Origin of the sequence: Kribbella sandramycini, assembly GCF_013131805.1 — a bacterium.
Classification (GTDB): domain Bacteria; phylum Actinomycetota; class Actinomycetes; order Propionibacteriales; family Kribbellaceae; genus Kribbella; species Kribbella sandramycini.
On the sequence record NZ_JABJRC010000008.1, the window covers coordinates 76,915 to 100,583 of the forward strand.

Sequence of the window (23,669 nt, forward strand, 5' to 3'; positions counted from 1 at the left end):
CCCCAAGAACGTCTGCTCCCGAGCCTAGTGCCCGGCTCCGACGGTTCCATGAATGTGCGCGGCCAGCCCCTGTGCCGCGGCCGGATTCGCATCGGCGAGCAGACCGACGGCAGCGAGGACGTAGTCCTGATCGACGCAGATCTGCGCGTGCTCGGGGACGAGCCAGCCCTCGGCCTGGGCGTTGGTCGCGACCGAGCCGAGGATCCGGGCGGCGACGTCCGGGCCGTTGTGCCGCAGGACGCCGCCGGAGCCGACGAGCAGGTCGACCTCGCGCAGATCCTTCCCGGAGCGCTCGATCACCCGGCCGCCCGGGCCGAACACGATCCGCTGCCGGCCCGCGTGCCGCCGCAGGGCGACCGTGGCCGCCACGCTCGCGAGGGCTTCGTCGAACTGCGTCTCACGCGCTGAATCGGGGAGGTACGCCGGCTCCTGGTGCCGGCGAGCGGCTGCGACCCGGAGTACGTCGTCGTCCGGCAGCAAGCCGGATTCGATGCCGGCGGCAACCACTGGGGCGGCGCTCCAGCGCATCCCCAGATCGCCTTCGACCGTACGGGTGACGGGATGGGTGGCGACCACCTCGCGGCCCAGGTTGGCGTCCTCGGGATCGAGCTCGATCACCGAGTGGACGTCGGTGGTCGCACCGCCGATGTCGACCACGGCCACATCGCCGTGCAGCCCGGCGAGCACCTCGACCCCGCGCAGTACGACATCCGGCGTCGCGGCGCGCACCATCCGCGCGAACGCCGGATCCCGCGACAGACCTTTGCCGCCGATCACGTGCGCGAGGAACATCTCCCGGATGGCAGCCCGCGCGCCGCCCGGGGCGAACACCCCGATCTCGGGGACGACGTTCGCCGCAAGTACATGCGGGACGTCGCCGAGGATCGCCGCCACCTCCGGCTGGGCCTCGACGTTGCCCGCGACAACGACCGGCCGCCGCCATTTGTAGGTGGCCAGCGTCCGCGCGGCCTGCAGCAGAACGGCCGAGTTGCCGCCGTCCGTCCCTCCGACGAGCAGCAGGACGTCGGGCCGGTCCTTCCGCAACTCCTGGAGCGACGACCGGGTCAAGCCGCCGCTGACGACCGCGACCACCCGGCCGCCACTCGACAGCGCGACCCGCTTGCCCGCCTCGGCCGTCACCAGCTCTTCGTTGCCGACGACACCGATCCGCAGCCCGCCGCCCGCGCTCGAACAGGCGAGCACCTCGGCGGTCTCGACACCCCGGTCGACCTCGAGCAGAGCGGCCCGGCAAGCCCGCCAGCCGTCCATGACATCGGTTCCGACCGTCGTCGGGGACTCGGCCCGGGCCACCAACGCGCCCGACGCCGAGTCCACCGCGACCGCCTTGGTAAAGGTCGACCCGAAGTCGACCGCCACCACCAGGCTCATGGATCAGGACATGGCGCGGTCGAGGTCCTCCAGCAGGTCCTCGACGGTTTCGATGCCGACGCTCAGCCGGATCAGGTCCGCGGGCACCTCGAGCGGCGTCCCGGCGACCGAGGCGTGGGTCATCTTGCCCGGGTGCTCGATCAGCGACTCGACGCCGCCGAGGGACTCGCCGAGTGTGAAGACCTCGGCCCGGTTGCAGATGTCGATCGCCTGGGCCTCGCCGCCGCTGACGCGGAACGACACGATGCCGCCGTACCGCTTCATCTGCTTGGCGGCCGTCTCGTGGCCGGGGTGGCCGTCGACGCCCGGGTAGAGCACCTGGCTGACCGACTTGTGCCGCTGCAGGAACTCGACGACCTTCTCGGCGTTGTCGCTGTGCCGGTCCATCCGGACGCCGAGCGTCTTGATCCCGCGCAGCACCAGCCAGGAGTCGAACGGCCCGGCGACGGCGCCGATCGCGTTCTGGTGGAAGGCGATCTTCTCGGCCAGGCCGGCGTCCCGCACGATCAGCGCGCCGCCGACGACGTCGGAGTGGCCGCCCATGTACTTGGTCGTCGAGTGCACGACGACGTCGGCGCCGAGCTCCAGCGGCTGCTGCAGGTAGGGCGAGGCGAACGTGTTGTCGACGACGAGCAGCGCGCCGGCCGAGTGCGCGACCTGGGCAACGAGCGCGATGTCGGCGACGTTCAGCAGCGGGTTGGTCGGGGTCTCCAGCCAGACGACCTTCGTCTTGCCGGGGCGGATCGCGGCCCGGATCGCCTCCGGGTCGGTGACCGCGGCCGGCGTCATCTCGACGCCCCAGGCGCCGAGCACCTTGGAGAACAGCCGGAACGTGCCGCCGTACGCGTCGTCGGGGAAGACCACGTGGTCATCGGGGACGCACAGCGACCGGATCAGCGTGTCCTCGGCGGCGAGGCCACTGGCGAACGCGAAACCGCGACTGCCCGCCTCGATCGCGGCCAGACACTCCTCGAGCGCCGTCCGGGTCGGGTTCGCCGAGCGGGAGTACTCGTACCCGTTGCGGAGGCCGCCGACGCCGTCCTGCTTGTAGGTGCTGGTCGCGTAGATCGGCGGGACGACCGAGCCGGTCGTCGGGTCGGGCTCGTTCCCGGCGTGGATCGCGAGCGTCTCGAAGCCGTAGTGGTGTTCGGTGTTCACCGGACCAGCGTACGGCCTGGTCTGCCGCCCGCCGAACTCGCTCCTCGGCGCTGAGACGGTCACCCGAAGTGGTGGGATCCGAGTTGTCCACAGATCCGTCCAACCCCCTGGCGAGCGACCCCCGGGGCCGCCTAGGGTCGCTGTGGGTAGTGGATGGAGCGCAGGAGGGCGAACGGGATGAAGACGCAGGACAGGCCGCTCGATCAGGACGATCTGGCGCTGGCGGATCTCGCCGAGATCCAGGACTGGTCCGCCCTGGCCGGGCCGGACGGCGACGACTCCGGGCCCGAGGTCGTGCGGGCGCTCGTCCATCGGGTAATGGCGCAGTCGACCTGGCAGCCCTGGCCGCTGCAGGCGGGCGAGACGATCGATCCCGAGATGGTCTCCTGGGGGTTCGTGACCCCGCGCGGTACGACGATGATCGTGTTCGACGGGCTCGTGTTCGCCGACTGCCCGGACAGCGGCTGGTCGGCGTACGACATCGGCCCCGACGACCTGGAGGCTGCCGCGGCAGGCCTGGATGCGCACTGGCCCGATCACCTCGCCCTCACCACGCGGTACTTCGGCCCGCCCGACTACATCGGCGACGACAGCAGCCCCGGCTTCGCCGACGAGTGGGCGCCCGGCGCGGCGGCCGACTACCGGCAGCTGGCCGTCTGGGTCCGCCCGGGCGCCGAGCTGCGGCTGTACAGCATCAAACCCCAGAAGGACCCGCTGACGACGTCCGTCGGCGTCAGCTACGCGATGTACCTCGACTAGGAGACCCGATGAGCCAGACGACACCGGAAGGCCGCTTGAGCCGCCGTGAGGCCCGGGGCATCCGTCGCGAGTTCAAGCGCACTGTTCGGCAGGGCACGAAATCCATGAAGGCCGCCTACCAGCTGGCGCGCAAGGACGTCGACCGGATGAGTCCCCGCCTCCGCGAGGAGATCGGCGCCTCCGGACTGACATCCGCCCACCTGACGGCGATGGCGCAGCGGGCTCTCACCGGCGTCCACGACCAGAACGACCGGGCCGATCTCCGCACGCTCGCCTACACCGCTCAAGGTCAGTACCAGGGGCCGTCGCAGGAGCCGACCTCGCTCGTCGGCAGGCTCACGGAGGCCGCGTCGGGATGGCGGGACTACCGCCGCGGGACGAAGATGCTCAAGGCGGCGTACGCGCAGGCGGCCAAGGACGTGAAGACGATGGATCCCGTCGTCCGCTCCCAGATCGGGCACTCGCGGATGTCGCGCGGGGATCTGGCCTACCTGGCGAAGAACAACTTCATCGGGGCGGCCACCGGATCGGACCGTTTCGAGGTCAGCCCCGGGGTGTCGGCCGAGCAGGCGGATCGCTTCGCCGAAGCGGCCCCGGAGATCAGCCCACAGCAGGCGCCGCAGGTGGAGAGCCAGCAGCGGCTGGACGCGTTGCGGGCGGAGATTCAGCAGTTGCGGGCGCAGATCGGTCAGCTGGAGGCAGAGGTCGCCCGGCTGGAGGCAGCCGAGCAGCAGCAAGCGGTGCAGGGCCCGGAGCAGGCCGCTGCCGGCCCTGAGGCTCAACAGCCCACGGTCCAGCAGCCGGCGGTGCAGCAGCCCGCCGTTCAGCCGACCGTCCAGCAGCCTGCGGCTCAGCCGGCGGTGCAACAGCCTGCTGTTCAGCAGGCGGCGGTGCAGCAGCCGGCGGCCGCGGCTCCTGGGGTTCAGCAGCCTGAGGTGGCTGATCCGAACAAGACTGCCGAGTGGAACGCCGTACCGACCGGGCAGCAAGCCACCGCACAGCAGCAGCTCGGTGGGCAGCAGGAGTCGCCCGCGGCGCAGCCCGGCGCACAACAGCCGGAGGCGACACAGCCCGGCGTACAGGAGTCGGGGACGGCGCAGCCCGGCGTACCGCAGCCGGTTTTTCGGGCGGAGGGGCAGCAGCCTCAGCAGGAGGGTGGGCGGGTGCCGGCGGCGCAGCAGTCGCCGCGGGGGTCGCAGCAGGCGGTGTTCCAGTCGGCGGGCAATCAGCCGACTACGCAGCCGGGGCAGCCACAGCGTCCGGCGGCCGGGGCGCCGACGTTCCAGGCCGCGGGTGAGCAGCTGCCGCAGAGCCCGGGCCAGCACGGCGACAGTGCGCTCCACAGCTACGACTCGGCCCTGAGCGGTGTCGCGCCGCCCAAGGGCGCGACGACGGCCGAGGCGAAGAAGACCGCCCAGTCCGACCCGAACAAGAACCAGCACAGCACCGGACAGAGCGCCAACCGCAACACCAAGGGCCCCGACGGACGCAGCTGACCACCCCACGCTTGACGCAACCGTTCAGTTGCAATACATTTATTGCAACTGACCGGTTGCTATATATCTGGAGGTTGTCATGGGATTCCCCGATCGCATCGAGCGCACCGTCGAGCTCAACCAGCCGCCCGCGAAGGTCTGGGCCGCGCTGACCACCGCCGAGGGTCTCGGCACCTGGTTCGGCAACCAGGCCACCGTCGACCTGCGCACCGGCGGCACCGCCGAGCTCACCTGGACCAGCGGCGACAAGGCCGAGCTCCGGATCGAGCGCATCGAAGAGCCCAAGGTCTTCGGCTACACCTGGCACATCTACGGCCTGCCCGCCGACGACCCCCGGCGTACCTACGTCGAGTTCACCCTCGAACCGACCGCCGCCGGCACCCGCCTGACCGTCGTCGAGACCGGCTTCGCCCAGGTCACCGCCGACGACGCCTACACCAAGGCCTACGACGGAAACACCGAAGGCTGGCGCCTCGAACTCGGCGAACTGGTCGAATACCTCAATGCAGCCTGACCCCGCCGAGGCGATCGCCGAGCAGGTCTTCACCGCCCTCGCCGACCCCTCCCGACGCGCCATCCTCGCCGACCTCGCCACCGGCGGCCCCACCACCGCCACCGACCTCGCCGACCGCCTCCCCATCACGCGCCAAGCCATCGCCAAACACCTGACCCTCCTCACCGACGCCGGCCTCCTCACCCCCACCCCCGCCGAACGCCGCCGAATCCGCTACCACCTCAACCCCGCCCCCATCCAGCTAGCCCAACAATTCCTGGCCGCCCTGGCCCACGACTGGGACACCCGCCTAACAGCCCTCAAAACCCACCTGACCGACTGAAGTCGGCCGAGCGGGGTCAGTTGGTGGGTGGGGTGCGGCTGGCCAGGACGGCTAGGGCGGCTTCCAGGAGGGTGTTGCGGATTTCGGATTCGGGGACGTCGTCGTCGGGGGTGATGGAGAGGGCGGCGCCCAGGCACTCGATGGCGGCGGCGGCGCGGAGGCGGTCGGCGAGGGTGGGGTTGGGGCCGGCGAGCCAGAGCTGGAAGCGGCGGCTGGTGGCGATCAGGTCGCCGAGGTCCTCGTCGAGGGCGGCGATGACGGCGCCGATGTCGCGGGTGAGGGTGGGGCCGGTGGTGCGGTGCTTGATGATCACGTCGGCGTAGCCGCCGAGGAGCTCACGCTGGGATTCGGGTGACCATTCGAGCTCGTCGCTACCCGCCATCACCGAGCGGACGTCCTCGATGAAGGTGCCGATGATGGCGCGGAGCAGCTCCTGTTTCGAGGAGTAGTGGTAGTAGAGCGAGGCCTTGGTGATCCCGACCTGTTCGGCGATCTCCCGCAGGCTCGTCTTCTCGTAGCCCTGACCGGAGAAGAGCTCGAGCGCCGCGCGGTGGATGGCCGCCTTGGTGTCGCGGGGAGTGGTCTCGTGCTGCACGTCACCACCTTCTCATTGTTGTTCACCTACCGTGCGGCAGGTAGTCTACCAACCGACCGGCAGGTAGAAAGATCTCATGGAGGGGTTCCGAGGTGTTCACCAAGCTCGGGCGATACGTCGTCCACAACCCGTGGAAGGTGATTGCCGCGTGGGTGGTCGCGGCGATCGCCGTCCTGGCCTTCGCGCCGACCCTCGCCGATGTCACCAGCAAGGACCAAACGAGCCTGCTGCCGGACAAGTACGAGTCCGTCCAGGCGCAGAAACTCGCCGCCGACACGTTCGGCCAGACCAACGACGCGACCGCGAGCATCGTGGTCAAACGCGGCTCCGGCGGTGAGCTGACCGCCGCCGACCAGGCCAAGATCACCGACCTGGCCGCCAAGCTGACCGCGGCGAAGATCGACCGGGTCACCGCGGCCGTCACCGGCCCGCAGGCACTCTCGCCGAACAAGCAGGTCCAGATCGTCAGCGTCGGCCTCAAGGGCACCGCCGAGGACCAAGCCGTACTGGACGCCGTTCAGAAGGTCCGCGACGTCACCGGCCCGGCCCTCGACGGCACCGGCCTCGATCACGGCGTCACCGGCGACGCGGCCCTGATGCTCGACAACATGGACGCGTTCGACAACGCGCTCGTCGTCGTCGGCATCGCGACCATCGTGCTGATCATCGGTCTGCTGCTGCTGATCTACCGCAGTCCGGTCGCGGCGCTGCTCCCAGTCATCACCGTCGGCCTTGTCTCGGCGATCGCCCCCGGCCTGATCGCACTGGTCGCCAAGGCCTCCGGCCTGCAAGTCACCCAAGACCTGCAGACCATCCTGACCGTCGTCCTGTACGGCGTAGGCACCGACTACATCCTGTTCCTGCTGTTCCGCTACCGCGAGCTGCTACGCGCCGGCGAGGAGCCGAAGGCGGCACTGGCGAAGGCAACCGCCCGAGTCAGCGAGGTCATCGTCTCGGCCGCAGGAGCGATCGTCGTCGCCTTCAGCGCGCTCCTGCTCGCCGTCTTCGGCGGTTTCAAGAGCCTCGGCCCGGGCCTCGCGATCGCCGTCGTCGTGATGGCGTTCGCCGCGATCACCCTGATCCCGGCCGTCGTCTCGCTGCTCGGCCCGAAGGTCTTCTGGCCGTCGAAGTCCTGGCAGCAGACGCCGAAGGGGACGACGTTCAAGCGGCTCGGCCGGTTCACGGCCCGGCGTCCGGCGCTGGTCGCCCTCGCTTCCGGCGGCGTGATGGTCATCCTCGCCCTCGGCGCGACCGGCATGAAGGTGGACTACGACGCGTTCAGCCAGCTCCCGGCGGGCACCGAGTCGTCCCGGGCCGTCAAGGATCTGCAGGCCGGCTTCCCGGCCGGCGCGCTGAACCCGACCACGGTCTACGTCAAGAGCACGGACGGTACGCCGCTCGACCCGACCGAACTCACGTCGTACGCCGGGCAGCTCGCGAAGGTGGAGGGAGTCGGCGCGGTCCTCCCGGCGGACGCCAAGGGCGGCCTCGCCCTGCTCGGCCCGGACAAGACCGTTGCCCAGATCAACGTCGTACTGAACGGAGCGCCGTACGCCGCGGAGTCCCTCGATCTGGTCGACGGAAAGCTGCGCGACGTCTCGCACGCCGAGGCGCCGGCCGGGACGACGACGCTGCTCGGCGGGGTGACGTCGGCCTACACCGACATCCGCGATGCGAACGACCGCGACCTGAAGGTGATCTTCCCGGTCGCGGGCGGCCTGATCGCGATCATCCTCGCACTGCTGCTCCGGTCGCTGGTCGCGCCGGTGATCCTGATGCTGGCCGTCGTCCTGAGCTTCTTCAGCTCGATCGGCGCAACGGTCTTCGTCTTCCAGGGCGCGGTCGGGCATCCAGGTGTGTCGTTCTCGCTGCCGATCATGCTCTACCTGTTCGTCGTTGCCATCGGCACCGACTACAACATCCTGATGATCGCGCGGTTGCGGGAGGAGGCCGAGGTGGGCACCGATCCGCGGACGGCCGCCGATCTCGCGATCGAGCACGGCGGGCCGTCGGTGGCCGCGGCCGGGCTGATCCTGGCCGGGACGTTCTCCTCGCTGATGCTGGCCGGGATGGCGCTGCTCACCGAGATGGGCTTCTCGGTCGCGGCCGGGATCGTGATCTCGGCGTTCGTGATGTCGATCTTCCTGGTGCCGAGCGTGACCGCATTGCTCGGCAAGTGGGCCTGGTGGCCGCGCAAACTCAAGACCCGCGCGGCGCCGGCCGAGGAGCGTCAGTTGGAGGGGTCCTCAGCTGGACGGTGAACAGCGGTAACAAGAGGTGCAGGAGTGGGCCGATCGTCAAGGCGTAGACGGCCGTGCCCACTCCGACCACCCCGCCGAGCAGGAAACCGATCGCGACCACCGCGATCTCGATCGACGTCCGGACCAGCCGGACACTCAGACCGGTACGCCGAACCAGGCCGGTCATCAGCCCATCACGGGGGCCCGGGCCGAACTGGGCGCCGATGTAGAGGGCGCCGGCCAGCGCGTTGACCACGACTCCGGCGAGCATGAAGACGATCTTCAGCCAGAGCGCGTCCGGCCGGTCGACCGTCGCGAGGGTGAGGTCCGTGGCCAGGCCGATCACGACGGCGTTGCTGATCGTGCCCAGCCCGGGCCACTGGCGCAGCGGGATCCAGGCCAGCAGGACGACGAAGCTCATCACGATCACAACCGTGCCGAAGCTCAGCGGGACGTGCTTGATGATGCCGGAGTGCAAGACGTCCCACGGGTCGAGGCCGAGGTTGCCCTGGATCATCAGGCCCATCGAGGCGCCGTACAGGACCAGACCGACGTACAGCTGGACGAGGCGTCGCGGCAGGTGGCCTGCTTTGAGCTGCTGGATCGGGTTCAGGGCGGCGAGCTGGCGCGGCGGGGCTGGCGAAGTGGCGGTCACTTCTTCAGTTTGCGTGTCAACTGGCCTGGTGATCGATAGCCAATTGCGCAATAGTGGACTGCATGAACGCGCAGCAACTTCCCGCCCGCTCGGTCGTCGGCCTGCTCGGGAGCTGGTCCGGCGACTCCGGCCCGGCGTACCGGGCTCTGGCCGAGCGGCTCCGGCTGCTGATCGCGGACGGGCGGATCATGCCCGGCGCGCGGCTGCCGAGTGAGCGCGAACTGACGGACGCCCTCGGCGTCAGCCGGACGACCGTGGCATCGGCGTACCGGGAGTTGCGGGACAGCGGGTACCTGGTCAGCCGGCGCGGGTCGGGCAGTGTGACCGCACTGCCGACCAAGGTCGGGCCGGAGCTCGGGCGGCATCACGCGCCGGGGATCGACACCGAGGGGCTGTTCGACTTCACCTGCGCGGCGCCGGCCGCCGTCCCGGGGATCAGCACGGCGGTCGCGGCCGCTGCGGCTCAGCTGCCGGCGCACTTGGCCACACCGGGGTATCACCCGCAGGGGCTGCCGGAACTGCGGGCCGAGATCGCGGCGACGTACGCCGAACGCGGGCTGCCGACGTCCCCGGATCAGATCATCGTCACCGCGGGGGCGCTGGCGGCGACGTCGATCGCGATTCGGGCGTTCACGCAGATCGGCGACCGGGTGCTGACCGAGAGCCCGACGCACCCGAACTCGGTGGATGCGATCCGGCGCAGCGGGTGCCGCGTGGTCGCCGCGCCGATGAGCCCGGACGGCTGGGACCTCCCGTTGCTGGAGGCAACCATCCGGCAGACGGCGCCGCGGGCGGCCTGGATGGTGGTCGACTTCCAGAATCCAACCGGTTGGTTACTTACGGCGGCGGATCGGCAGCGGCTCGCGATCGCGTTCGCCCGCAGCCGCACGACGGCGATCATCGACGAGACGCTGGGCGAGCTGTGGCTCGACGGCCAGGAGATGCCGCCGCCGTTCGCGTCGTACCACCCGGACGGCGTCATCACGGTCGGCTCGGTGAGCAAGTCGTACTGGGGTGGGCTGCGGATCGGCTGGATGCGCGTCCCGTCGGCTCTGGTGGCGCGGGTGCTGGATGCGCGCGCCTCACTCGACCTGGGTGCCCCCGTCCTCGATCAGCTCGTCGTCGCCGACCTGCTCCGCTCCCGCGCCACTCTGCTCCCAGAACGCCGAGCCGAGCTCACACGCCGCCGGGACGCCCTGGCCGCCGCAGTCACCGCCGAACTGCCCACCTGGCGTTTCCGCCTCCCCTCCGGCGGTCTGTCGCTCTGGTGCGAGCTGCCCGAGCCCATCGGCTCCAGCCTCGTCGGCGTCGCCCAGCGCAACGGCGTCCTGCTGGTCGCCGGCTCCCGCTTCTCCCCCGACGGCGGCCTGGAGTCCTTCATCCGCCTCCCCTACACCCTCGACCCCGACACACTCCGCGACGGCGTCCACCGCCTAGCCGCCTCCTACAACTCCCTCACCACCACCCCCGGCACCCCCAGATTCACCCCCGCGATGATCGCCTGACGTCATCGCCCCGTAAGGATGCCGGGGAAGGTTCGCCTGTGGGCGGGTGTTGAGACACTATGTAAGCCGCACTGCGAAAGGCGTGAGAATGTCGTTCTTCAGCCGCAAGTCCACCCTCGTCGAGCCCGAGGCCGCACTGCCCGGCCGCCCGACCCCCGGCTACGCCGTACCCGCCGACAACATCGTCCTGGGCACCCCACAGACCGCTGCGGCGCCGGAGGGCTTCGAGGAGGTCTGGTTCGGCACCGGCTGCTTCTGGGGCACCGAGGAGATCTTCTGGCAGCAGCCCGGGGTCTACACCACCGCCGTCGGGTACGCCGGCGGCTACAGCCCGAACCCGTCGTACGAAGAGGTCTGCTCCGGCGGCACCGGCCACACCGAGGCGGTCCGCGTGGTCTACGACCCCACCAAGACCACCTTCACCAACCTCCTGAAGGTCTTCTGGGAGACCCACGACCCGACCCAGGGCATGCGCCAGGGCAACGACCTGGGCTCCCAGTACCGCTCCGCCATCTACTACACCACCGACGCCCAGCGCGCCGAGGCCGAACGCACCCGCGACCTCTACGCCCCCGTCATCAAACCCCGCGGCTACGGCGACATCACCACCGAAATCGCCCCCGCCACCACCTTCTACTACGCCGAGCCCTACCACCAGCAGTACCTCCACAAAAACCCCCACGGCTACCGCTGCCACAGCAACACCGGCGTCCCCTTCCCAGCCGGCGCCTGACTCTCCGGGCGGGCGCTCAGCGCCCGCCCGAACTCATACCCGCCGGGCGAGGTGGACGTGGATCTGGGCGTCGAGCTCGACTGTGTCGGGGAGGACGGCTCGTACGAGCCGGAAGGCTTCGTTGCGGTCGGCTTCGGTCAGTAGGACGTACGCCGAGACTGTGGACAGGTGGCCGATGTAGTCGTCGGAGCTCATTGTCAGGCGGTGTTCGACGATCTCTTGCCGGACGTCGGTGAACCACTCGGACTGTTCGAGCTCCGTGCCTGGCCACTGCATCGGTAGGTCGGCCGACGTCCCGTCCGGTGAGGGGACGCCGTCGTCCGCCAAGTACGGTGCGCGCGCTGCGCGGGCGGCCTCGCGGAGGGCCGGGTCGGCCAGCTGGATGGGCGCGCCGAACGACGCGAACACGCCGCCCGGGCGGACCAGCGCGGCCATCCGCTCCCAGCGGCCCTCCGGCTTCGTCCAGTGCAGCGCTGCCGCCGAATACACCAGGTCGTACGCCGTCTCCAACGGCAGCTCCTCGAACGCGGCCTGCACTGTCACGACGTCCGCCGGCAGATGCTTCCGCAGCTCGCCCAGCATCGCCGCATCCGGCTCGGACGCCGTCACCGCAACTCCAGCCCCCGCAAACACCCGGGTGGCCTTCCCCGTCCCGGCGCCCACCTCGAGCGCAGTCCCGATCGCTTCGCCCGCGTAAGACCGCACCACCTCGAACAGCCCCGCCGGATACCCCGGCCGAAAGCGCTCATAAGTCTCAGCCACAGTCCCAAAACTCAACGCCCGCTCAACCATGCCCAGCATCCTCACACCTCCCCCACCGCACCGCCTGCCATTTTCTGAGCTCAGGTGGGGAAGGTTCGGGCGATGGGCCAGGCGCCTGGGGAGGTGTTGGAGAGGACGGTGTGGGTGGTGGCGGTTTGCGGGTTGTGGAGGGTTTTGAAGGAGGCGCCGGCGTCGTAGCCGGTGAGGAGGATAGTGTCGGTGGTGGGGTGGAGCCAGAAGCCGAGGGCGTAGCGGAGGGACTCTTCGGGGACGTCGTGGCGCGGGCGGACGGCGTCTGCGACGGCGGTGATGATGTCGCCGGCGAAGAGGGCGCGCCAGAAGGCGGAGATGTCGGCGGCGGTGGTGTGGAGGCCGCCGTCGCCGGTGGCGAGGACGGGGAGGTGGAAGACGTTGGTGCGGTCGACGCCGTCCATGGGGAGGTAGCCGACGGCTGCGTCGGCGGGGAGCTCGTCTGAGCGGAGGAAGTCGGTGCGGGTCAGGCCGGCTGGGCGGAGGACGCGTTCGCGGACGAGCTCGTGATAGCCGGTGCCGGACGCTCGTTCGGCGAGTAGAGCGAGGACGACGAAGCCGCCGTTGCAGTAGGTGAACCGCTCGCCGGCGCGGAACTTGGTCGGGTGGCCGTCGAGCAGCGGCAGGAACGCCTCTGTGGTCGTCAGTTCATGGACGGCGCCGACGACGTAGTCGGTGATCTCACCATCGGCATCCTCGTCGAGGTAGTCGCCGATGCCGGACGTGTGGGTGAGCAGGTGTTCGACGGTGACGTCGTCCGCGATCAACGGGAGGTCCTTGCCGAGCAGCGAACGCGCAGTAGTACTCAGCTCCAGCAGCCCGTCCTGCACGAGAGACAGGACGGCGAGGGCGGTGAAACCCTTGCTGCCGCTGGCGATCCCGAACCTGGTGTCCACCGTGTTCGGCACCTGGTACGCCCGGTTGGCCAGCCCGTACGCCCGCGCGAACTCGACCTCCCCAGCCCGGTCGATCGACACCACACCCGAGAATCCGGTCTCCGCCGCGACCGTCTCGATCTCCTCGTACCCCATCGCCGCACAGTAGCCCGCGCCCGCGCGCCGCAGTACTCAATTCCGCCAACACTGTCCGATCGCGCAGCCCACTCGGGACAGGGGTTCCCGAGTGGGCTGCGGCCAGGGGGTTACGAGCGGAGGACGGACTGGGGGAAGTCGAAGGCGTTGTTGGGGTCGAAGGAGCGGACGGTCGACTTGAGGCGGGAGAGGTTGCCACCCCAGAAGGCGGTGCCCCAGTTGGTTTGCTGGGGGTGGATGTAGTTCACGTAGGAGCCGGAGCCGGCTACGGAGCTGAGTGAGTTCTGGACGGAGGTGACGCCAGAACTGTTGCCGCCGTTCCAGGTGTAGATCTGGACGGAGGCGACGGCGGAACGGTGCGGGTACGCCGTGTCGGTGGTGCTGAGCGTTTTGACCTTGCCGCCGAGCGCGTCGAAGAGGAGGACCATGTCGCGCTGTCCGCGCATGATCTCGACGATCTGGTCGGCCTTGGACTTGCTGAGCGTGGCGGCCAGCATGCGCGAGCCGGCGCGGAAGGTCTCGCGGGGGATCGTGCCGCCGGGCTCTGTGTTCAGGTAGCAGGCGTTGATGGGTTTGCCTGCGCAGCCGGCGAAGTGCTGCATGGTGTCCAGGTAGGTGCGCTTCTTCGTCGTCCGCTTGGAGGGCGACGCGCCGACTGCGGACACCAGCGCGTTGAGGTGGCTATCGAGCTCGCTGCTCGAACCGAGCCACGTACCGGTGATGTCGTTACTGGGCGACGATCCGGCGCCGACGGACAGTGTCGTGGTCAGACCGTCCGGGGCCGAGTTCTGCCACGACGTCCAGGCCGACAGGACGTTCGCCGTCCGGCTGGCCGAGAACGCGATTTCGAACGTCGTCGGGCTCGGTGCGGGGACGGTGCTGAACACGAACTCGGTCACGATGCCCGCATGCCCACCGCCGCCGCCACGGAGCGCCCAGTACAGGTCGGCGTCCCGCTGTGCATCGACGGTGTGGACGACGCCGTCCGCCGTCACGATCGTTGCAGACTTGAGCAGGTCACACGTCAGCCCGTACGGCCGCGTCAGTACGCCGATGCCGCCGCCGAGCGTCAGACCGGCGATGCCCACGGTCGAACAGGTGCCGCCCGGTAGCGCGCGGTTGCTCGCGGCCAGACCGGCGTACACGTCGATCAGCTTCGCACCGGCTCCGATCGCGACGGTGTTGTCGGAACGGACGGAAACGTGTTTCAGCGCAGCCACGTCCACTACGACACCGGAGTCCGGAGTCGAGTAGCCGGCGTAGCTGTGCCCACCCGACCGTGCAGCGAACGGAACACCGCGGCCAGCGGCCCGCTGGATGCACTGGATGACATCTGCTTGGTTGGCGACCTGCGCGATCGCTGCGGGCTGTCGCGACGGCAGCGCGAGGTTCCACGTCCGGGCGGCCTCGCTGTACCCGGAGTCCCCCGGGCGGAGCAGTTTGCCGGCCATTGCGGCCTTCAACCCCGCATAGTCGATTTCCGCGGCACTACGCGCAATCGCGCGCGGCACCAGCGTCCCACCGAGCGCTGTCGCACCCGCGACAGCCGCACCAGCGGCAAGGAACCTACGTCTGCTGAACCCAGCGTGAGCGGTCATGACGATCCTCCAGAGTCGTACTCGGGGCGGGGAGTGCGGCTACCCAGAGGCTACTGTCCGAATTCACCCCAACGCGACCAGTCCCGGGAAGCGCTTACCAACCCACCCCGGCATTCCGCTATTTCCCCCCACCCCCTGAGACACAAGTCACACAGCAAGCTCTCGCCCTCACGCTCAGTCGTCCAGGTGCTGGGTGTTGTTGTGGAGGAGGAGGTTGGTGGTGGTTGAGGTGTAGTGGATGAGGGTGAGGGCTTGGGTGGCTAGGTGGGGGCCTTGGGTGTGCTCTTCGGGGGTGAACTGGGCCAGGAAGTCGGCCAGGTGGGGTGGGATGTCGGTGGGGACATAGGGGAGGTAGTCGCCGGCCTCGGGGGCGGGGTGCGGGACGACGGGGTGCGTCAGCTGCTCGGCGACGAGGTGGGCGGTTTCGGTGGCTCTGGGGAGCGGGCCGTGGTGGATGGCGGTGAAGGGGATGTCGCGGAGGCGGCGGCCGAGGGCTGTTGCCTGGGCGCGGCCGCGGGGTGTGAGGCGGGTTTCGTCGGGGGTGGCTTCGGCGTGGCGGGCGACGTAGAGGTAGCGGTCTGCAGGCATGTGGGGTGGACGCCGATGGGTGGGGGTTGGTCGGGGCGTGATTGGGTTGGGAGGTTTGTTCTCGAGGGAAATTGTGAGGTTCGTGATGGGTCGGAAAGTGCGGGCGGCGTTGGGGATTCCGGCGGCGGTGGTGTTGATCTCGGTGGGGTCGACGACGATGTCGTGGGCGGCGGAGGGGAAGCCGAGTGGGGCGCCGCCGGAGGGGTCGATCGGGGTCTGGTGTGTTTCGGTGACCGGGGCCAAGGCTTGTTTCGGGGAGTACGGGGACAAGGTGTGGGTGAAAGACACGAAGGCCAACGGGGAGCCGGCGGCGGGGACGATCTATGAGCGGCCGGCGCCGTCGAGCTGGTCGCGGGAGTGCTTCAACCGGCGCGGCGCGGACGGCGGCTGGGTGATGTGCAACTTCGACGTGCCGGAGCACTCGGAGGGGCTCTTGTGGGCGGTGAACAATCCGTTCGTCGGCGCGCAAGGGAGCGTGAAGATCTACACGACGATCATCTGAGCTGTCACAGGCGGCGGGGGCGGCCTGTCTTGCGGGTATGGGAATCAACGACGTCGATGACCTTCGCGAGCACCTGCAGTGGGCCGTTGAGCTGGAGCACGCGACACTCCCGCCGTACTTGTGTGCGTTGTACTCGCTGGATCCGGCGCGGAACGCAGATGCCGTCGAGCTGGTCGGCAGTGTGTTCGTGGAGGAGATGATCCACCTGTCGCTGGCGGCGAATATCTTGAACGCGGTCGGCGGGGCGCCGCGGTTGGATGCGCCGGAGCTGTTGCCTGGGTTCCCTCGGCAGCTTCCGCATGGGTCGGTTGAGCTGGAGTTGTTGCCGTTCGGCCCGGCGGCGCTGGAGATGTTCCTGAAGCTGGAGCAGCCCGAGGCCGCGGGCGCGCCGCCGGAGGACGACCACTACGAGACGATAGGCCAGTTCTACCAGGCGATCGAGCTCGGACTGCGGGAGCTGTGCGAGCGGCTCGGCGAGGAGAAGGTGTTCACCGGTGACCCGAAGCGTCAGGTGACAGTCGGCACTTTCCAGCACACCAACGGGAAACTGGACGCCGTCACCGACCTCGCCTCGGCGCTGGCCGCGCTGGAGGAGATCGTCGAGCAGGGCGAGGGCGCCGGCGGGATCTGGGACGGCGATCGCGACTTCTTCCACCCCGATCGGGACGAGGTCGCCCACTACTACCGCTTCGAAGAGCTCGAACTCGGACGCCGATACCAGCGCGGCGACACCCCGGCGTCCGGCCCGACCGGCGAGCCCATCACGCTCGACCCGGCCGGCATCGCACCCATGCCGCCGAACCCGCAGCCCAGCGCGGACCCCGCCGTCCGCGCGGCCCAGCTGGAGTTCGACAACACGTACTGCATGGTTCTCTACCTGCTCGAACAGGCCTTCAACGGCGAGCCCACGATGATCCGCGATTCCATCCGCGCGATGTACGGTCTCAAAGCCGGCATGCTCAAGCTCCTGAACCTCGGCTCCGGCCCGACGTTCACCTACATCGAGCCGGACGACCGCACCTAACCCATCGTCTTCTGGCCGTCGATCGCCTCGCGGATGATGTCCGCGTGGCCGGCGTGCTGCGCCGTCTCCGCGGTGATGTGCAGGAAGACCCGGCGGACGGACCAGAAGACACCCGGCGGCTGCCAAGGCGCGGCCGGCAGCTCGTACGTCGCGTTCAGGTCGAGTGTGCGAACGAGTTCGTCGGTCGCGGCCGCCGTCTTCTCGTACTCCGCGAGGACGTCGGCCAGCGTCTCCCCCGCGACGAGCCGGAAGTTGTCCTCCCAGGCGGCGACCATCTCCGGCGTGTACTCCGTCGCGCTCTCGGCCGCGTAGTCGATCTCGGGCGCACCCGTCTGCACGAAGGTCGCCCAGTTCTTCTCGACCGCGGTCACGTGTTTGATCAGCCCGCCGATCGTGAGCGCGCTGACGGTACTGGCGGTGTTCGCCTGCTCGTCGGTCAGGCCTTCGGCCGTGTAGCGCAGGAAGCCCCGGTGCTTGCCGAGAAAGTCCAGGAGGTCGGCCTGCTCGCTCTGTGCGTTCGTCATACCCAGAACTCTACGAGCAGAAGCGGACAGATCACGTCCGCTACTCGACCGGAAATTCGGAAGCCCGCACCGGCCCGACCCGCCTACGCTCCGAACATGAACCTGGTGATCCGCGCCCTCCAGCCCGAAGATCCGCCGGTGATCGCGGCCGCGTTCGCGCAACTCGGCTGGCCCAAGCCGCAGTCGCAGTACGAGCGCTACCTCGAGGAGCAGCAGGCCGGCGCCCGCGACATCCTCGTCGCCTTCCTCGACGACCGGTACGTCGGCTACGTGACCATCCGCTGGGAGTCGCCGTACGAGCCGTTCGCCGGCATCCCCGAGATCCAGGACTTCAACGTCCTCCCCGAAGTACGCCGCCGCGGTATCGGCACCGCCCTGATGGACGCCGCCGAGGCCCGCGTCGCCACCCGCTCCCCGCTCGTCGGCATCGGCGTCGGCCTCTACCCCGACTACGGCGCCGCCCAGCGCATGTACGTCCGCCGCGGCTACCTCCCCGACGGCCGCGGCCTCATCTACGACGGCCACCAGGTCCCCCCGATGCAAACCGTCCCCAACGACGACAACCTCACCCTGATGTTCACCAAGCAGCTCTGATCCATCCGGACGAAAATTGTCCGGAACCAGCGTTAGCGTGCGGGGTATGGGTGCGAACTTCGTCGGTCGTGATTTGCGTGGCTCTGTCGTGGAGGACGTGGACTTTCGGGACAGCCGGTTCGAGCGGGTGGGGTTCGGGGGGTCGGTGTTTCGGAGTGTGTTGTTCGAGGGGGTGCGGATCGAGGGGGAGATCGAGGGGCTGCGGGTGAACGGGGTGGAGGTGGCGCCGTTGGTCGAGGCCGAGCTGGATCGGCGGTATCCGGAGCGGCTCGAGTTGCGGCCGACGGATGCCGAGGGCTTCCGGGTGGCGTGGGATGTCGTCGAGCGGATCTGGGCGACGACGATCGAGCGGGTGCGGGAGCTACCGGCGGAGCGGTTGCACGTGCGGGTGGACGGCGAGTGGTCGTTCATCCAGACGCTGCGGCACCTGGTCTATGCGACCGACACCTGGATGAGCCGCGCGATCCTCGGCGATCCCGAGCCGTGGGATGCGCTCGACCTCCCCTTCGACGGTTGCCCACCGCACCCGAGCCTGCCCTGGGACCTCGACGTCCAGCCCTCTCTCGACGAGGTGCTTGCCCTGCGCGCTGACCGGATGGGCCGCGTCCGCCGGTACGTCGATGCCCTGACGGACGACGGACTCAACTCCGAGACCACTCCCGTCGACGGCCCGAGCTGGCCGCCGGCGGCGGCGTACCCGATCCGCGAATGCCTGGAGACGATCCTGAACGAGGAGTGGTGGCACCGCCGGTACGCCGAGCGCGACCTAGAGCTGGGCTAGCCGCTGCGCCAGCGCCGCCGCGCAGCGGCACTCCGGGTCGTCGGAGCAGAGCAACGCGCCCGGGTCGTCGAGCACGAGCCGCGTCGTCACCGCCAGCACCGTGGCGATCGGGACCAGCCGCGCCCGGCACTCCCCGATCCGCACCTCTTTTGTTGCCGATCGCAACGACGGCTCGATCGCGTCGAACCGATGACTCTCCCCCGGCAGGTTCGGGAACTCCGACCAGACGCCGTCCCCCGTCTTCGCGTACCGGTAGAACCTCGACATCCCGAGCCGCTGCTCGGCCAGATGGATCGTCGTGTTCGACGTGTGCCCGACGCCGAGCAGCAGCACCTCGCCGTCGAGCGCCTCGATCGGCCCGAGCGGCCAGTCGATCCGCTGCGCGGCCAGCACCTCCTCGGCACGCTCCCCGACCGCCTGATAGCCGAACAGCGGGTGCGTCGTCCGCGGCGGCGCGAACACCGCGCGCATCACGTCCGGCACCCGCCCCAGCCAACGATCGACCGGCAGCTCCGGCCGGTACGCCGATGCACGGCGTACCGATTCGTCGAACGTCGCCCAGTCCGCGGCCGGGCGGAACGCGTTGTTCGGCCGAACCGTCCCCGGCGGCGCGGCGACGACGGTCGAATCCCAGGTGCCACCCGGCATCAGGACCGTCCCGCAGGTGTCGATGAGCGCCTGACAGACCGCCTCGGCGCCGCCGTCGACCTGCCCGAACGACCGCAGCGACGTATGCACGATCACCCGCGCCGATCGATCCAACCCCAACTGCCGCAACCCGTCGGCGATCTCGGCTCTGGTGACCATCGGAAAATCATCGCAGCCGAAACCCCAACGGGCACTAGGATTTCCGGCATGGGGTACGGCGGGCTCATCCGTGTCGCACTCGACGACACAGCGTCGCCGGGCCGTCGCTACTGCTCGCTGCGCCAGGCCGTCGGCTACTACTGCCCGCTCGGCTACCACGCGACCTGGGCCTATGTCACCGCCGAGGCGCGGCCGGACGGCCAGTTCGGGTACGACGTCGCCGCGATGACGCGGGCCGTCACGATCATGCAGCGCAGCCGGGCGTTCTGGCTGGCCGAGCTCCGGCTGTTCGACGAACGGCGTACGGCCGAGAAGCGGGTCGGACGGCGTCGCCCGCGCGCCGCCGAGACGCGAGCCCTGCGAGCGATCCGCTGGCCGGGTGGGCCGAACCGGTTGGGGTTGCTGGCGGCCGTGTCCGCCGTCCATCGGGAGTTCAGCCGGCAGTACGTGCCGGATGAGCTGGCCGAGCCCCACGCCCGGCTGGAGGCGTGCGCGGCGACGTACATCCGGCGGTTGGGCTACCTCGCGCCCGCCGAACGGCACGACCTGCTGCGGGCCCTGGAGAGCCTGCCGACGCCGCCCGGCCGATGGCGGCAGTTCGCGGAGTTGTTGCGGTACGCCGCAGTGAACGATGGAGATGTGAATGCGTGAACGCGTCCTGAAAGCAGCGGCCGAGTGGGTCTTCGTGCCGCCGGACGCCGAGGACATCGTGACGGCCGAGTATCGGCTGATCCTGTATCCGGACCGGGCGTCGGTCCAGTGGTCGCGGGCGGAGCGGCCGTTCGCGGAGCTGCTCGCGGAGGTGCGCGAGCGGAGTACGGCGTACGACAAGTTGCGCTGGTGGGTCGACGCGCGGACGGCGCCGTCCGACACCGCGGAAGCCCTGCTCCGCAACGGGTTTCGGCAGATCGAGGAGCTGGAGATCCTGGCGTGTGACGTGACGGATGTCGAGGCGCTGGCCGAGCGGCTGGAGGTGCCGAGCGACGTCCAGGTACGGGCTGCGGCCGATCTGGAGACCATTCAGCGCGCGGCCGCGGTCGACACCGAGATCTTCGGATGGTCCGGCCCGACGCAACGTGCGCTCGAGCTGGAGTTCGCGGCCGTCACCCGCGGCGAGCGCTCATCGCCCCGCTTCGTCGCCGAGATCGACGGCGAGCTCGTCGCCTCCTCCGGGTACACGCTGATGGGCGACATCGTCGGGCTCTGGGGCGCCGGCGTCCTCGAGAAAGCCCGCGGCCGCGGCGTCTACCGGGCTCTCATTGCCGCCCGCTGCCGCGCCGCCCGTGCCGACGGCGCCGAGCTGGCCCTCGTCACCGCCCGCACCACCACCAGCGCCCCGACGCTTCGCCGAGCGGGCTTTGCCGTCCACGGCACCAAGCGCTGCTACGAGCTCTGGAACACCCCTGACGCCCGATAGGCCGCATACAAACTCAGTACGACGCTCGTCGGCGGATGCAGCTCGCCCGGCGGCTCCGCGAAGAACCCGACCTCCAGCACCTCACCCGCCTCGGCTCGCAGCTCCCCGCTCCACCGCCGAGCCTCGAAGCAGAGCGCGAAGCACTGCAGGACGTCGCCGTTCGGGTAAGTGAGCGTGTGGACGTCGGATCGCGACAGACTCGCGAACGGCACCAGCTCGTCCGGCTCGACGATGAGCCCGGTCTCTTCGAAGAGCTCCCGGGCGGCCGTCGTCCGGAAGCTATCGCCGGGTTCGGCGGCGCCGGCTGGCAGCTCCCACAGCCCGGTGTCGCGGCTGCGCTGGAACAGGATCCGCTCCGCGTCGTCGACGACGAGCACCTGAGCGCCGGGCATCAGGAGCAGCTGCGAACCGACCTGTTGGCGGAGTGACCACAGGTACGAGCCTTCGTAGGTCATGGTGAGAGGGTAGGTGGATGGAGTGGTTGCGGCGGTGGGCGTTGGGGGCCGGGCTGGTCGGCGGGCTGGGGTGGGCGGCTGCGGTCTCGATGTCGATGCCGGACTGGCTGGATCCGGCGGACGCGTGCGCGCGGATGGCCGGGGCGGAGAGCAGCGGCGGCGTGCGGGTGCGGACGGGCTGGTTGCCGCCGTCCGCGCAGTGTGATTTCGGCGGCGGCGACATCCGCGCGTACATCTCGACCGAGCGATCGATCCTGTTGTCGGTGATCGGGCTCGCCGTCCTCGCGCTGCTCGGTTACGGAGCGGCGGCAACCATCCAGCGCCTGACCGGCCCAGCCGGGATGATCCGGACCGCCGACGAGATCGACCTCCGTCGCCGGCACCGGAACCACCTCTTCTTCGGGGCGCTCGACGTCCTGATCGCCACCGCCCTGATCGTCTTCCTCAACACGGTCGCGATCGTCTTCGGTCAGCTCGCCGGCGGCCTGCTCTTCGCACTGACCGCGATCACCGCCCTCGGCACCCTGGCCGCCCTCCTCGACCGCCACGTCGGCCCCCTCCCCAGCACCAACCTCGCCGGCCGCCGCCGCGGCGCCCTGGCCGGCGCACTCACCTTCGCAGCCATCTTCGTCGCAACCGCCCTCACCGGCGACCTCCCCTTCTTCCCGATCTGGACCGCCCCACTGGCCGCCATCACCTACGCCACCGTCGTCCACCTCCAGTGGACTAGAGCTGCGAACCACCCGTCGCATCAACCGTCTGACCGGTGACCCACCGCGCGTCGTCCGACGCGACGAACGCGACCACGTCGGCCACCTCGGCCGGCTGCCCGATCTGATCGAAGACCGAGTACGCCGCCGCGGCGCGCGCCGCCTCGGGATCGGCCAGCCAGTCGTTCATCTCGGTGTCGATGATGCCGGGGGCAACGGTGTTGACGGTGATCCGGCGCGGGCCGAGCTCCTTGGCCAGCGCCAGTGTGAGGGTCTGCAGCGCGCCCTTGGTCATCGAGTAGGCCGTGTCCTGTGGGAACGCGATCCGGGTCACCCCGGAGCCGATGTTGATGATCCGCCCGCCGTCCCGGAGCCGCGGGACCGCCTGCTGGACCAGGAAGAACGGCGCCTTCGCGTTCACCGCGAACAACCGGTCGAACCACTCCGGCGTCACCTCGGCCAGCGGCTGGTGTTTCCCGATCGCGGCGTTGTTCACCAGGATGTCGAGCCCGTCCGCGACCTCGTCGTACGCCGCCCACAACGCCTCGACCGGATCGCCGAGATCCGCCTTCAGCGCGAACGCCTGGCCGCCCGCCGCCTCGATCTCCCCGACCGTCCGCCGCGCGGCGGCATCGTTACGGCCGTAGTGCACCCCGACCCGGATGCCGTCTCGCGCCAGCCGGAGCGCGATCGCCCGCCCGATGCCCCGGCTCGCACCGGTCACCAACGCAGTCCGCATAGTCCTCACCTTTTCTCTATCGATCACTACAGAAAGGGACCGTAACACAATTTCTAGCGATCGCTATAGAATGGCTTGGTGACCGAGACCCGCCGCGGCCGACCGCGGTCCTTCGACCGCGACGCCGCGCTCGAGCAGGCCCTGCTCACCTTCTGGGAGCGCGGCTACGACGCGACCTCGGTCGCCGACCTGACCGCCGCGCTCGGCATCGGCGCCCCCAGCCTGTACGCCGCCTTCGGTGACAAGCAGAAGCTGTTCGAAGAGGTGGTCGTCCGCTACCAGGAGACTCGTGGCGCCTGGACGGCCCGGGCGCTGGCGGAGGAGCCGACCGCGCGCGCGGCGATCACCCGCATCCTCCGCGAGGCCGCGGTCGAGTACACCGCGACCGATCACGCACAGGGCTGCCTGATCATCAGCGCCGCCCAGAACACAATCCCCGCCTCGGCCGAGGTCGCGGACCACCTGCGCCGTCTCCGGCAGGCCAACGTGATCGCCTTCCGCGACCGCATCCAGGCCGACGTCGACGCCGGCGTCCTGCCCAAGACCACCGATGCGGACGGCCTGGCCACCTACTTCGCCGCCACCATCCAAGGCATGTCCCAGCAGGCCCGCGACGGCGCCACCCAGGCCCAACTGACCCGGGTGGCCGAGCTCGCCGCGGCTGTGTGGCGCTAACGACAGGAGGTAGTCGCCTCCAAACCCCGGGAGGGGGCGGTTGGCAGGCTCAGGTGTCCACGCGAG

27 protein-coding genes are annotated in these 23,669 nt (G+C 69.7%); 15 read left to right on the forward strand and 12 right to left on the reverse strand.

What is annotated here, in order from left to right; all coding sequences use genetic code 11:
• Positions 1 to 24: 24 nt before the first annotated feature.
• Entirely contained in the window at positions 25 to 1,389 is a 1,365-nt protein-coding gene (locus HPO96_RS28345) for a glutamate mutase L (RefSeq protein ID WP_171677420.1), read from the reverse strand.
• A gap of 3 nt (positions 1,390 to 1,392) precedes the next feature.
• Entirely contained in the window at positions 1,393 to 2,547 is a 1,155-nt protein-coding gene (locus HPO96_RS28350) for a cystathionine gamma-synthase (RefSeq protein ID WP_171677421.1), read from the reverse strand.
• Between the two features lie 177 nt (positions 2,548 to 2,724).
• On the opposite strand from HPO96_RS28350, the gene HPO96_RS28355 reads away from it, so the two are divergent.
• The 4 genes from HPO96_RS28355 to HPO96_RS28370 all read left to right on the forward strand — a co-directional run bounded on the left by HPO96_RS28355 (position 2,725) and on the right by HPO96_RS28370 (position 5,638).
• Entirely contained in the window at positions 2,725 to 3,306 is a 582-nt protein-coding gene (locus tag HPO96_RS28355) for a hypothetical protein (protein ID WP_171677422.1), read from the forward strand.
• A gap of 8 nt (positions 3,307 to 3,314) precedes the next feature.
• A complete protein-coding gene (locus HPO96_RS28360; protein ID WP_171677423.1) occupies positions 3,315 to 4,802 on the forward strand; it encodes a hypothetical protein in 1,488 nt (495 codons plus the stop codon).
• 79 nt (positions 4,803 to 4,881) lie between these two features.
• Complete coding sequence (locus HPO96_RS28365; RefSeq protein ID WP_171677424.1) at positions 4,882 to 5,316, forward strand: SRPBCC domain-containing protein; 435 nt, start codon at positions 4,882 to 4,884, stop codon at positions 5,314 to 5,316.
• Positions 5,306 to 5,638, forward strand: a complete 333-nt coding sequence (locus HPO96_RS28370; RefSeq protein WP_171677425.1) for an ArsR/SmtB family transcription factor — start codon at positions 5,306 to 5,308, stop codon at positions 5,636 to 5,638. The genes HPO96_RS28365 and HPO96_RS28370 overlap by 11 nt, the downstream gene beginning before the upstream one ends.
• Before the next feature lie 16 nt (positions 5,639 to 5,654).
• On the opposite strand, the gene HPO96_RS28375 is transcribed toward HPO96_RS28370, so the two are convergent.
• Positions 5,655 to 6,233 (reverse strand): TetR family transcriptional regulator, encoded by a 579-nt coding sequence (locus tag HPO96_RS28375; protein WP_171677426.1) that lies wholly within the window; start codon positions 6,231 to 6,233, stop codon positions 5,655 to 5,657.
• A gap of 92 nt (positions 6,234 to 6,325) precedes the next feature.
• On the opposite strand from HPO96_RS28375, the gene HPO96_RS28380 reads away from it, so the two are divergent.
• The gene (locus HPO96_RS28380; RefSeq protein WP_171677427.1) at positions 6,326 to 8,494 is read left to right on the forward strand and encodes an MMPL family transporter; all 2,169 of its coding nucleotides are present in this window, start codon (positions 6,326 to 6,328) and stop codon (positions 8,492 to 8,494) included.
• Here HPO96_RS28380 and yczE read toward each other — a convergent pair.
• Positions 8,433 to 9,128, reverse strand: a complete 696-nt coding sequence (gene yczE, locus HPO96_RS28385; protein WP_171677428.1) for a membrane protein YczE — start codon at positions 9,126 to 9,128, stop codon at positions 8,433 to 8,435. The genes HPO96_RS28380 and yczE overlap by 62 nt on opposite strands.
• Before the next feature lie 62 nt (positions 9,129 to 9,190).
• Between yczE and yczR the strand changes: the two genes are divergently transcribed.
• Entirely contained in the window at positions 9,191 to 10,633 is a 1,443-nt protein-coding gene (gene yczR, locus HPO96_RS28390) for a MocR-like transcription factor YczR (protein WP_171677429.1), read from the forward strand.
• 88 nt (positions 10,634 to 10,721) lie between these two features.
• On the forward strand, positions 10,722 to 11,366 hold the full coding sequence (gene msrA / locus HPO96_RS28395) for a peptide-methionine (S)-S-oxide reductase MsrA (protein ID WP_171677430.1): 645 nt from the start codon (positions 10,722 to 10,724) through the stop codon (positions 11,364 to 11,366).
• Positions 11,367 to 11,399: 33 nt separating this feature from the next.
• Here the strand turns inward: msrA and HPO96_RS28400 are convergent, their stop codons facing one another.
• The 4 genes from HPO96_RS28400 to HPO96_RS28415 form a co-directional block, all read right to left on the reverse strand.
• Complete coding sequence (locus HPO96_RS28400; RefSeq protein ID WP_337796853.1) at positions 11,400 to 12,128, reverse strand: class I SAM-dependent methyltransferase; 729 nt, start codon at positions 12,126 to 12,128, stop codon at positions 11,400 to 11,402.
• Positions 12,129 to 12,208: 80 nt separating this feature from the next.
• On the reverse strand, positions 12,209 to 13,189 hold the full coding sequence (locus tag HPO96_RS28405; protein ID WP_171677431.1) for a serine hydrolase domain-containing protein: 981 nt from the start codon (positions 13,187 to 13,189) through the stop codon (positions 12,209 to 12,211).
• A 110-nt stretch (positions 13,190 to 13,299) separates the two neighbouring features.
• The gene (locus tag HPO96_RS28410) at positions 13,300 to 14,787 is read right to left on the reverse strand and encodes an FAD-binding oxidoreductase (RefSeq protein ID WP_171677432.1); all 1,488 of its coding nucleotides are present in this window, start codon (positions 14,785 to 14,787) and stop codon (positions 13,300 to 13,302) included.
• Between the two features lie 174 nt (positions 14,788 to 14,961).
• Entirely contained in the window at positions 14,962 to 15,375 is a 414-nt protein-coding gene (locus tag HPO96_RS28415; protein ID WP_171677433.1) for a histidine phosphatase family protein, read from the reverse strand.
• 85 nt (positions 15,376 to 15,460) lie between these two features.
• Between HPO96_RS28415 and HPO96_RS28420 the strand changes: the two genes are divergently transcribed.
• Both HPO96_RS28420 and HPO96_RS28425 read left to right on the forward strand, forming a co-directional pair.
• The gene (locus tag HPO96_RS28420; protein ID WP_171677434.1) at positions 15,461 to 15,877 is read left to right on the forward strand and encodes a hypothetical protein; all 417 of its coding nucleotides are present in this window, start codon (positions 15,461 to 15,463) and stop codon (positions 15,875 to 15,877) included.
• Between the two features lie 37 nt (positions 15,878 to 15,914).
• Positions 15,915 to 16,901 (forward strand): ferritin-like domain-containing protein, encoded by a 987-nt coding sequence (locus tag HPO96_RS28425; protein ID WP_171677435.1) that lies wholly within the window; start codon positions 15,915 to 15,917, stop codon positions 16,899 to 16,901.
• On the opposite strand, the gene HPO96_RS28430 is transcribed toward HPO96_RS28425, so the two are convergent.
• A complete protein-coding gene (locus tag HPO96_RS28430; protein WP_171677436.1) occupies positions 16,898 to 17,425 on the reverse strand; it encodes a DinB family protein in 528 nt (175 codons plus the stop codon). The genes HPO96_RS28425 and HPO96_RS28430 overlap by 4 nt on opposite strands.
• 96 nt (positions 17,426 to 17,521) lie before the next feature.
• Here HPO96_RS28430 and HPO96_RS28435 point away from each other — a divergent pair, with 96 nt between their 5' ends.
• Together HPO96_RS28435 and HPO96_RS28440 are read left to right on the forward strand one after the other, a co-directional pair.
• Positions 17,522 to 18,019 carry a GNAT family N-acetyltransferase gene (locus HPO96_RS28435; RefSeq protein WP_171677437.1) on the forward strand — a complete coding sequence of 166 codons (498 nt, stop codon included), beginning with the start codon at positions 17,522 to 17,524 and terminating at the stop codon, positions 18,017 to 18,019.
• A 46-nt stretch (positions 18,020 to 18,065) separates the two neighbouring features.
• On the forward strand, positions 18,066 to 18,800 hold the full coding sequence (locus HPO96_RS28440; protein ID WP_171677438.1) for a DinB family protein: 735 nt from the start codon (positions 18,066 to 18,068) through the stop codon (positions 18,798 to 18,800).
• Here HPO96_RS28440 and HPO96_RS28445 read toward each other — a convergent pair.
• Complete coding sequence (locus tag HPO96_RS28445) at positions 18,786 to 19,607, reverse strand: AAC(3) family N-acetyltransferase (RefSeq protein WP_171677439.1); 822 nt, start codon at positions 19,605 to 19,607, stop codon at positions 18,786 to 18,788. The two genes, HPO96_RS28440 and HPO96_RS28445, sit on opposite strands and share 15 nt — an antisense overlap.
• Positions 19,608 to 19,655: 48 nt before the next feature.
• Here HPO96_RS28445 and HPO96_RS28450 point away from each other — a divergent pair, with 48 nt between their 5' ends.
• Both HPO96_RS28450 and HPO96_RS28455 read left to right on the forward strand, forming a co-directional pair.
• Positions 19,656 to 20,258, forward strand: a complete 603-nt coding sequence (locus tag HPO96_RS28450) for a hypothetical protein (RefSeq protein WP_171677440.1) — start codon at positions 19,656 to 19,658, stop codon at positions 20,256 to 20,258.
• Positions 20,251 to 21,024, forward strand: a complete 774-nt coding sequence (locus HPO96_RS28455; RefSeq protein ID WP_171677441.1) for a GNAT family N-acetyltransferase — start codon at positions 20,251 to 20,253, stop codon at positions 21,022 to 21,024. The genes HPO96_RS28450 and HPO96_RS28455 overlap by 8 nt, the downstream gene beginning before the upstream one ends.
• Here the strand turns inward: HPO96_RS28455 and HPO96_RS28460 are convergent.
• On the reverse strand, positions 20,991 to 21,479 hold the full coding sequence (locus HPO96_RS28460; protein WP_171677442.1) for an NUDIX domain-containing protein: 489 nt from the start codon (positions 21,477 to 21,479) through the stop codon (positions 20,991 to 20,993). The two genes, HPO96_RS28455 and HPO96_RS28460, sit on opposite strands and share 34 nt — an antisense overlap.
• A gap of 17 nt (positions 21,480 to 21,496) precedes the next feature.
• Between HPO96_RS28460 and HPO96_RS28465 the strand changes: the two genes are divergently transcribed.
• Positions 21,497 to 22,249: a hypothetical protein gene (locus tag HPO96_RS28465; protein ID WP_171677443.1), complete on the forward strand. Its 753-nt coding sequence runs from the start codon at positions 21,497 to 21,499 to the stop codon at positions 22,247 to 22,249.
• On the opposite strand, the gene HPO96_RS28470 is transcribed toward HPO96_RS28465, so the two are convergent.
• Positions 22,206 to 22,928, reverse strand: coding sequence for an SDR family oxidoreductase (locus tag HPO96_RS28470; protein WP_171677444.1), 723 nt, complete (start codon positions 22,926 to 22,928; stop codon positions 22,206 to 22,208). The two genes, HPO96_RS28465 and HPO96_RS28470, sit on opposite strands and share 44 nt — an antisense overlap.
• Positions 22,929 to 23,006: 78 nt before the next feature.
• Here HPO96_RS28470 and HPO96_RS28475 point away from each other — a divergent pair, with 78 nt between their 5' ends.
• Positions 23,007 to 23,603, forward strand: coding sequence for a TetR family transcriptional regulator (locus HPO96_RS28475; RefSeq protein ID WP_171677445.1), 597 nt, complete (start codon positions 23,007 to 23,009; stop codon positions 23,601 to 23,603).
• Positions 23,604 to 23,669: the final 66 nt, after the last annotated feature.

Excerpts from the sequence above, each read along its gene's own strand:
- HPO96_RS28345 (WP_171677420.1), bottom strand. The coding sequence starts at position 1,389 with ATGAGCCTGGTGGTGGCGGTCGACTTCGGGTCGACCTTTACCAAGGCG.
- HPO96_RS28355 (WP_171677422.1), top strand. The coding sequence starts at position 2,725 with ATGAAGACGCAGGACAGGCCGCTCGATCAGGACGATCTGGCGCTGGCG.
- HPO96_RS28360 (WP_171677423.1), top strand. The coding sequence starts at position 3,315 with ATGAGCCAGACGACACCGGAAGGCCGCTTGAGCCGCCGTGAGGCCCGG.
- HPO96_RS28365 (WP_171677424.1), top strand. The coding sequence starts at position 4,882 with ATGGGATTCCCCGATCGCATCGAGCGCACCGTCGAGCTCAACCAGCCG.
- HPO96_RS28370 (WP_171677425.1), top strand. The coding sequence starts at position 5,306 with ATGCAGCCTGACCCCGCCGAGGCGATCGCCGAGCAGGTCTTCACCGCC.
- yczR (WP_171677429.1), top strand. The coding sequence starts at position 9,191 with ATGAACGCGCAGCAACTTCCCGCCCGCTCGGTCGTCGGCCTGCTCGGG.
- msrA (WP_171677430.1), top strand. The coding sequence starts at position 10,722 with ATGTCGTTCTTCAGCCGCAAGTCCACCCTCGTCGAGCCCGAGGCCGCA.
- HPO96_RS28405 (WP_171677431.1), bottom strand. The coding sequence starts at position 13,189 with ATGGGGTACGAGGAGATCGAGACGGTCGCGGCGGAGACCGGATTCTCG.
- HPO96_RS28410 (WP_171677432.1), bottom strand. The coding sequence starts at position 14,787 with ATGACCGCTCACGCTGGGTTCAGCAGACGTAGGTTCCTTGCCGCTGGT.
- HPO96_RS28415 (WP_171677433.1), bottom strand. The coding sequence starts at position 15,375 with ATGCCTGCAGACCGCTACCTCTACGTCGCCCGCCACGCCGAAGCCACC.
- HPO96_RS28420 (WP_171677434.1), top strand. The coding sequence starts at position 15,461 with ATGGGTCGGAAAGTGCGGGCGGCGTTGGGGATTCCGGCGGCGGTGGTG.
- HPO96_RS28425 (WP_171677435.1), top strand. The coding sequence starts at position 15,915 with ATGGGAATCAACGACGTCGATGACCTTCGCGAGCACCTGCAGTGGGCC.
- HPO96_RS28430 (WP_171677436.1), bottom strand. The coding sequence starts at position 17,425 with ATGACGAACGCACAGAGCGAGCAGGCCGACCTCCTGGACTTTCTCGGC.
- HPO96_RS28435 (WP_171677437.1), top strand. The coding sequence starts at position 17,522 with ATGAACCTGGTGATCCGCGCCCTCCAGCCCGAAGATCCGCCGGTGATC.
- HPO96_RS28440 (WP_171677438.1), top strand. The coding sequence starts at position 18,066 with ATGGGTGCGAACTTCGTCGGTCGTGATTTGCGTGGCTCTGTCGTGGAG.
- HPO96_RS28445 (WP_171677439.1), bottom strand. The coding sequence starts at position 19,607 with ATGGTCACCAGAGCCGAGATCGCCGACGGGTTGCGGCAGTTGGGGTTG.
- HPO96_RS28450 (WP_171677440.1), top strand. The coding sequence starts at position 19,656 with ATGGGGTACGGCGGGCTCATCCGTGTCGCACTCGACGACACAGCGTCG.
- HPO96_RS28455 (WP_171677441.1), top strand. The coding sequence starts at position 20,251 with ATGCGTGAACGCGTCCTGAAAGCAGCGGCCGAGTGGGTCTTCGTGCCG.
- HPO96_RS28460 (WP_171677442.1), bottom strand. The coding sequence starts at position 21,479 with ATGACCTACGAAGGCTCGTACCTGTGGTCACTCCGCCAACAGGTCGGT.
- HPO96_RS28465 (WP_171677443.1), top strand. The coding sequence starts at position 21,497 with ATGGAGTGGTTGCGGCGGTGGGCGTTGGGGGCCGGGCTGGTCGGCGGG.
- HPO96_RS28470 (WP_171677444.1), bottom strand. The coding sequence starts at position 22,928 with ATGCGGACTGCGTTGGTGACCGGTGCGAGCCGGGGCATCGGGCGGGCG.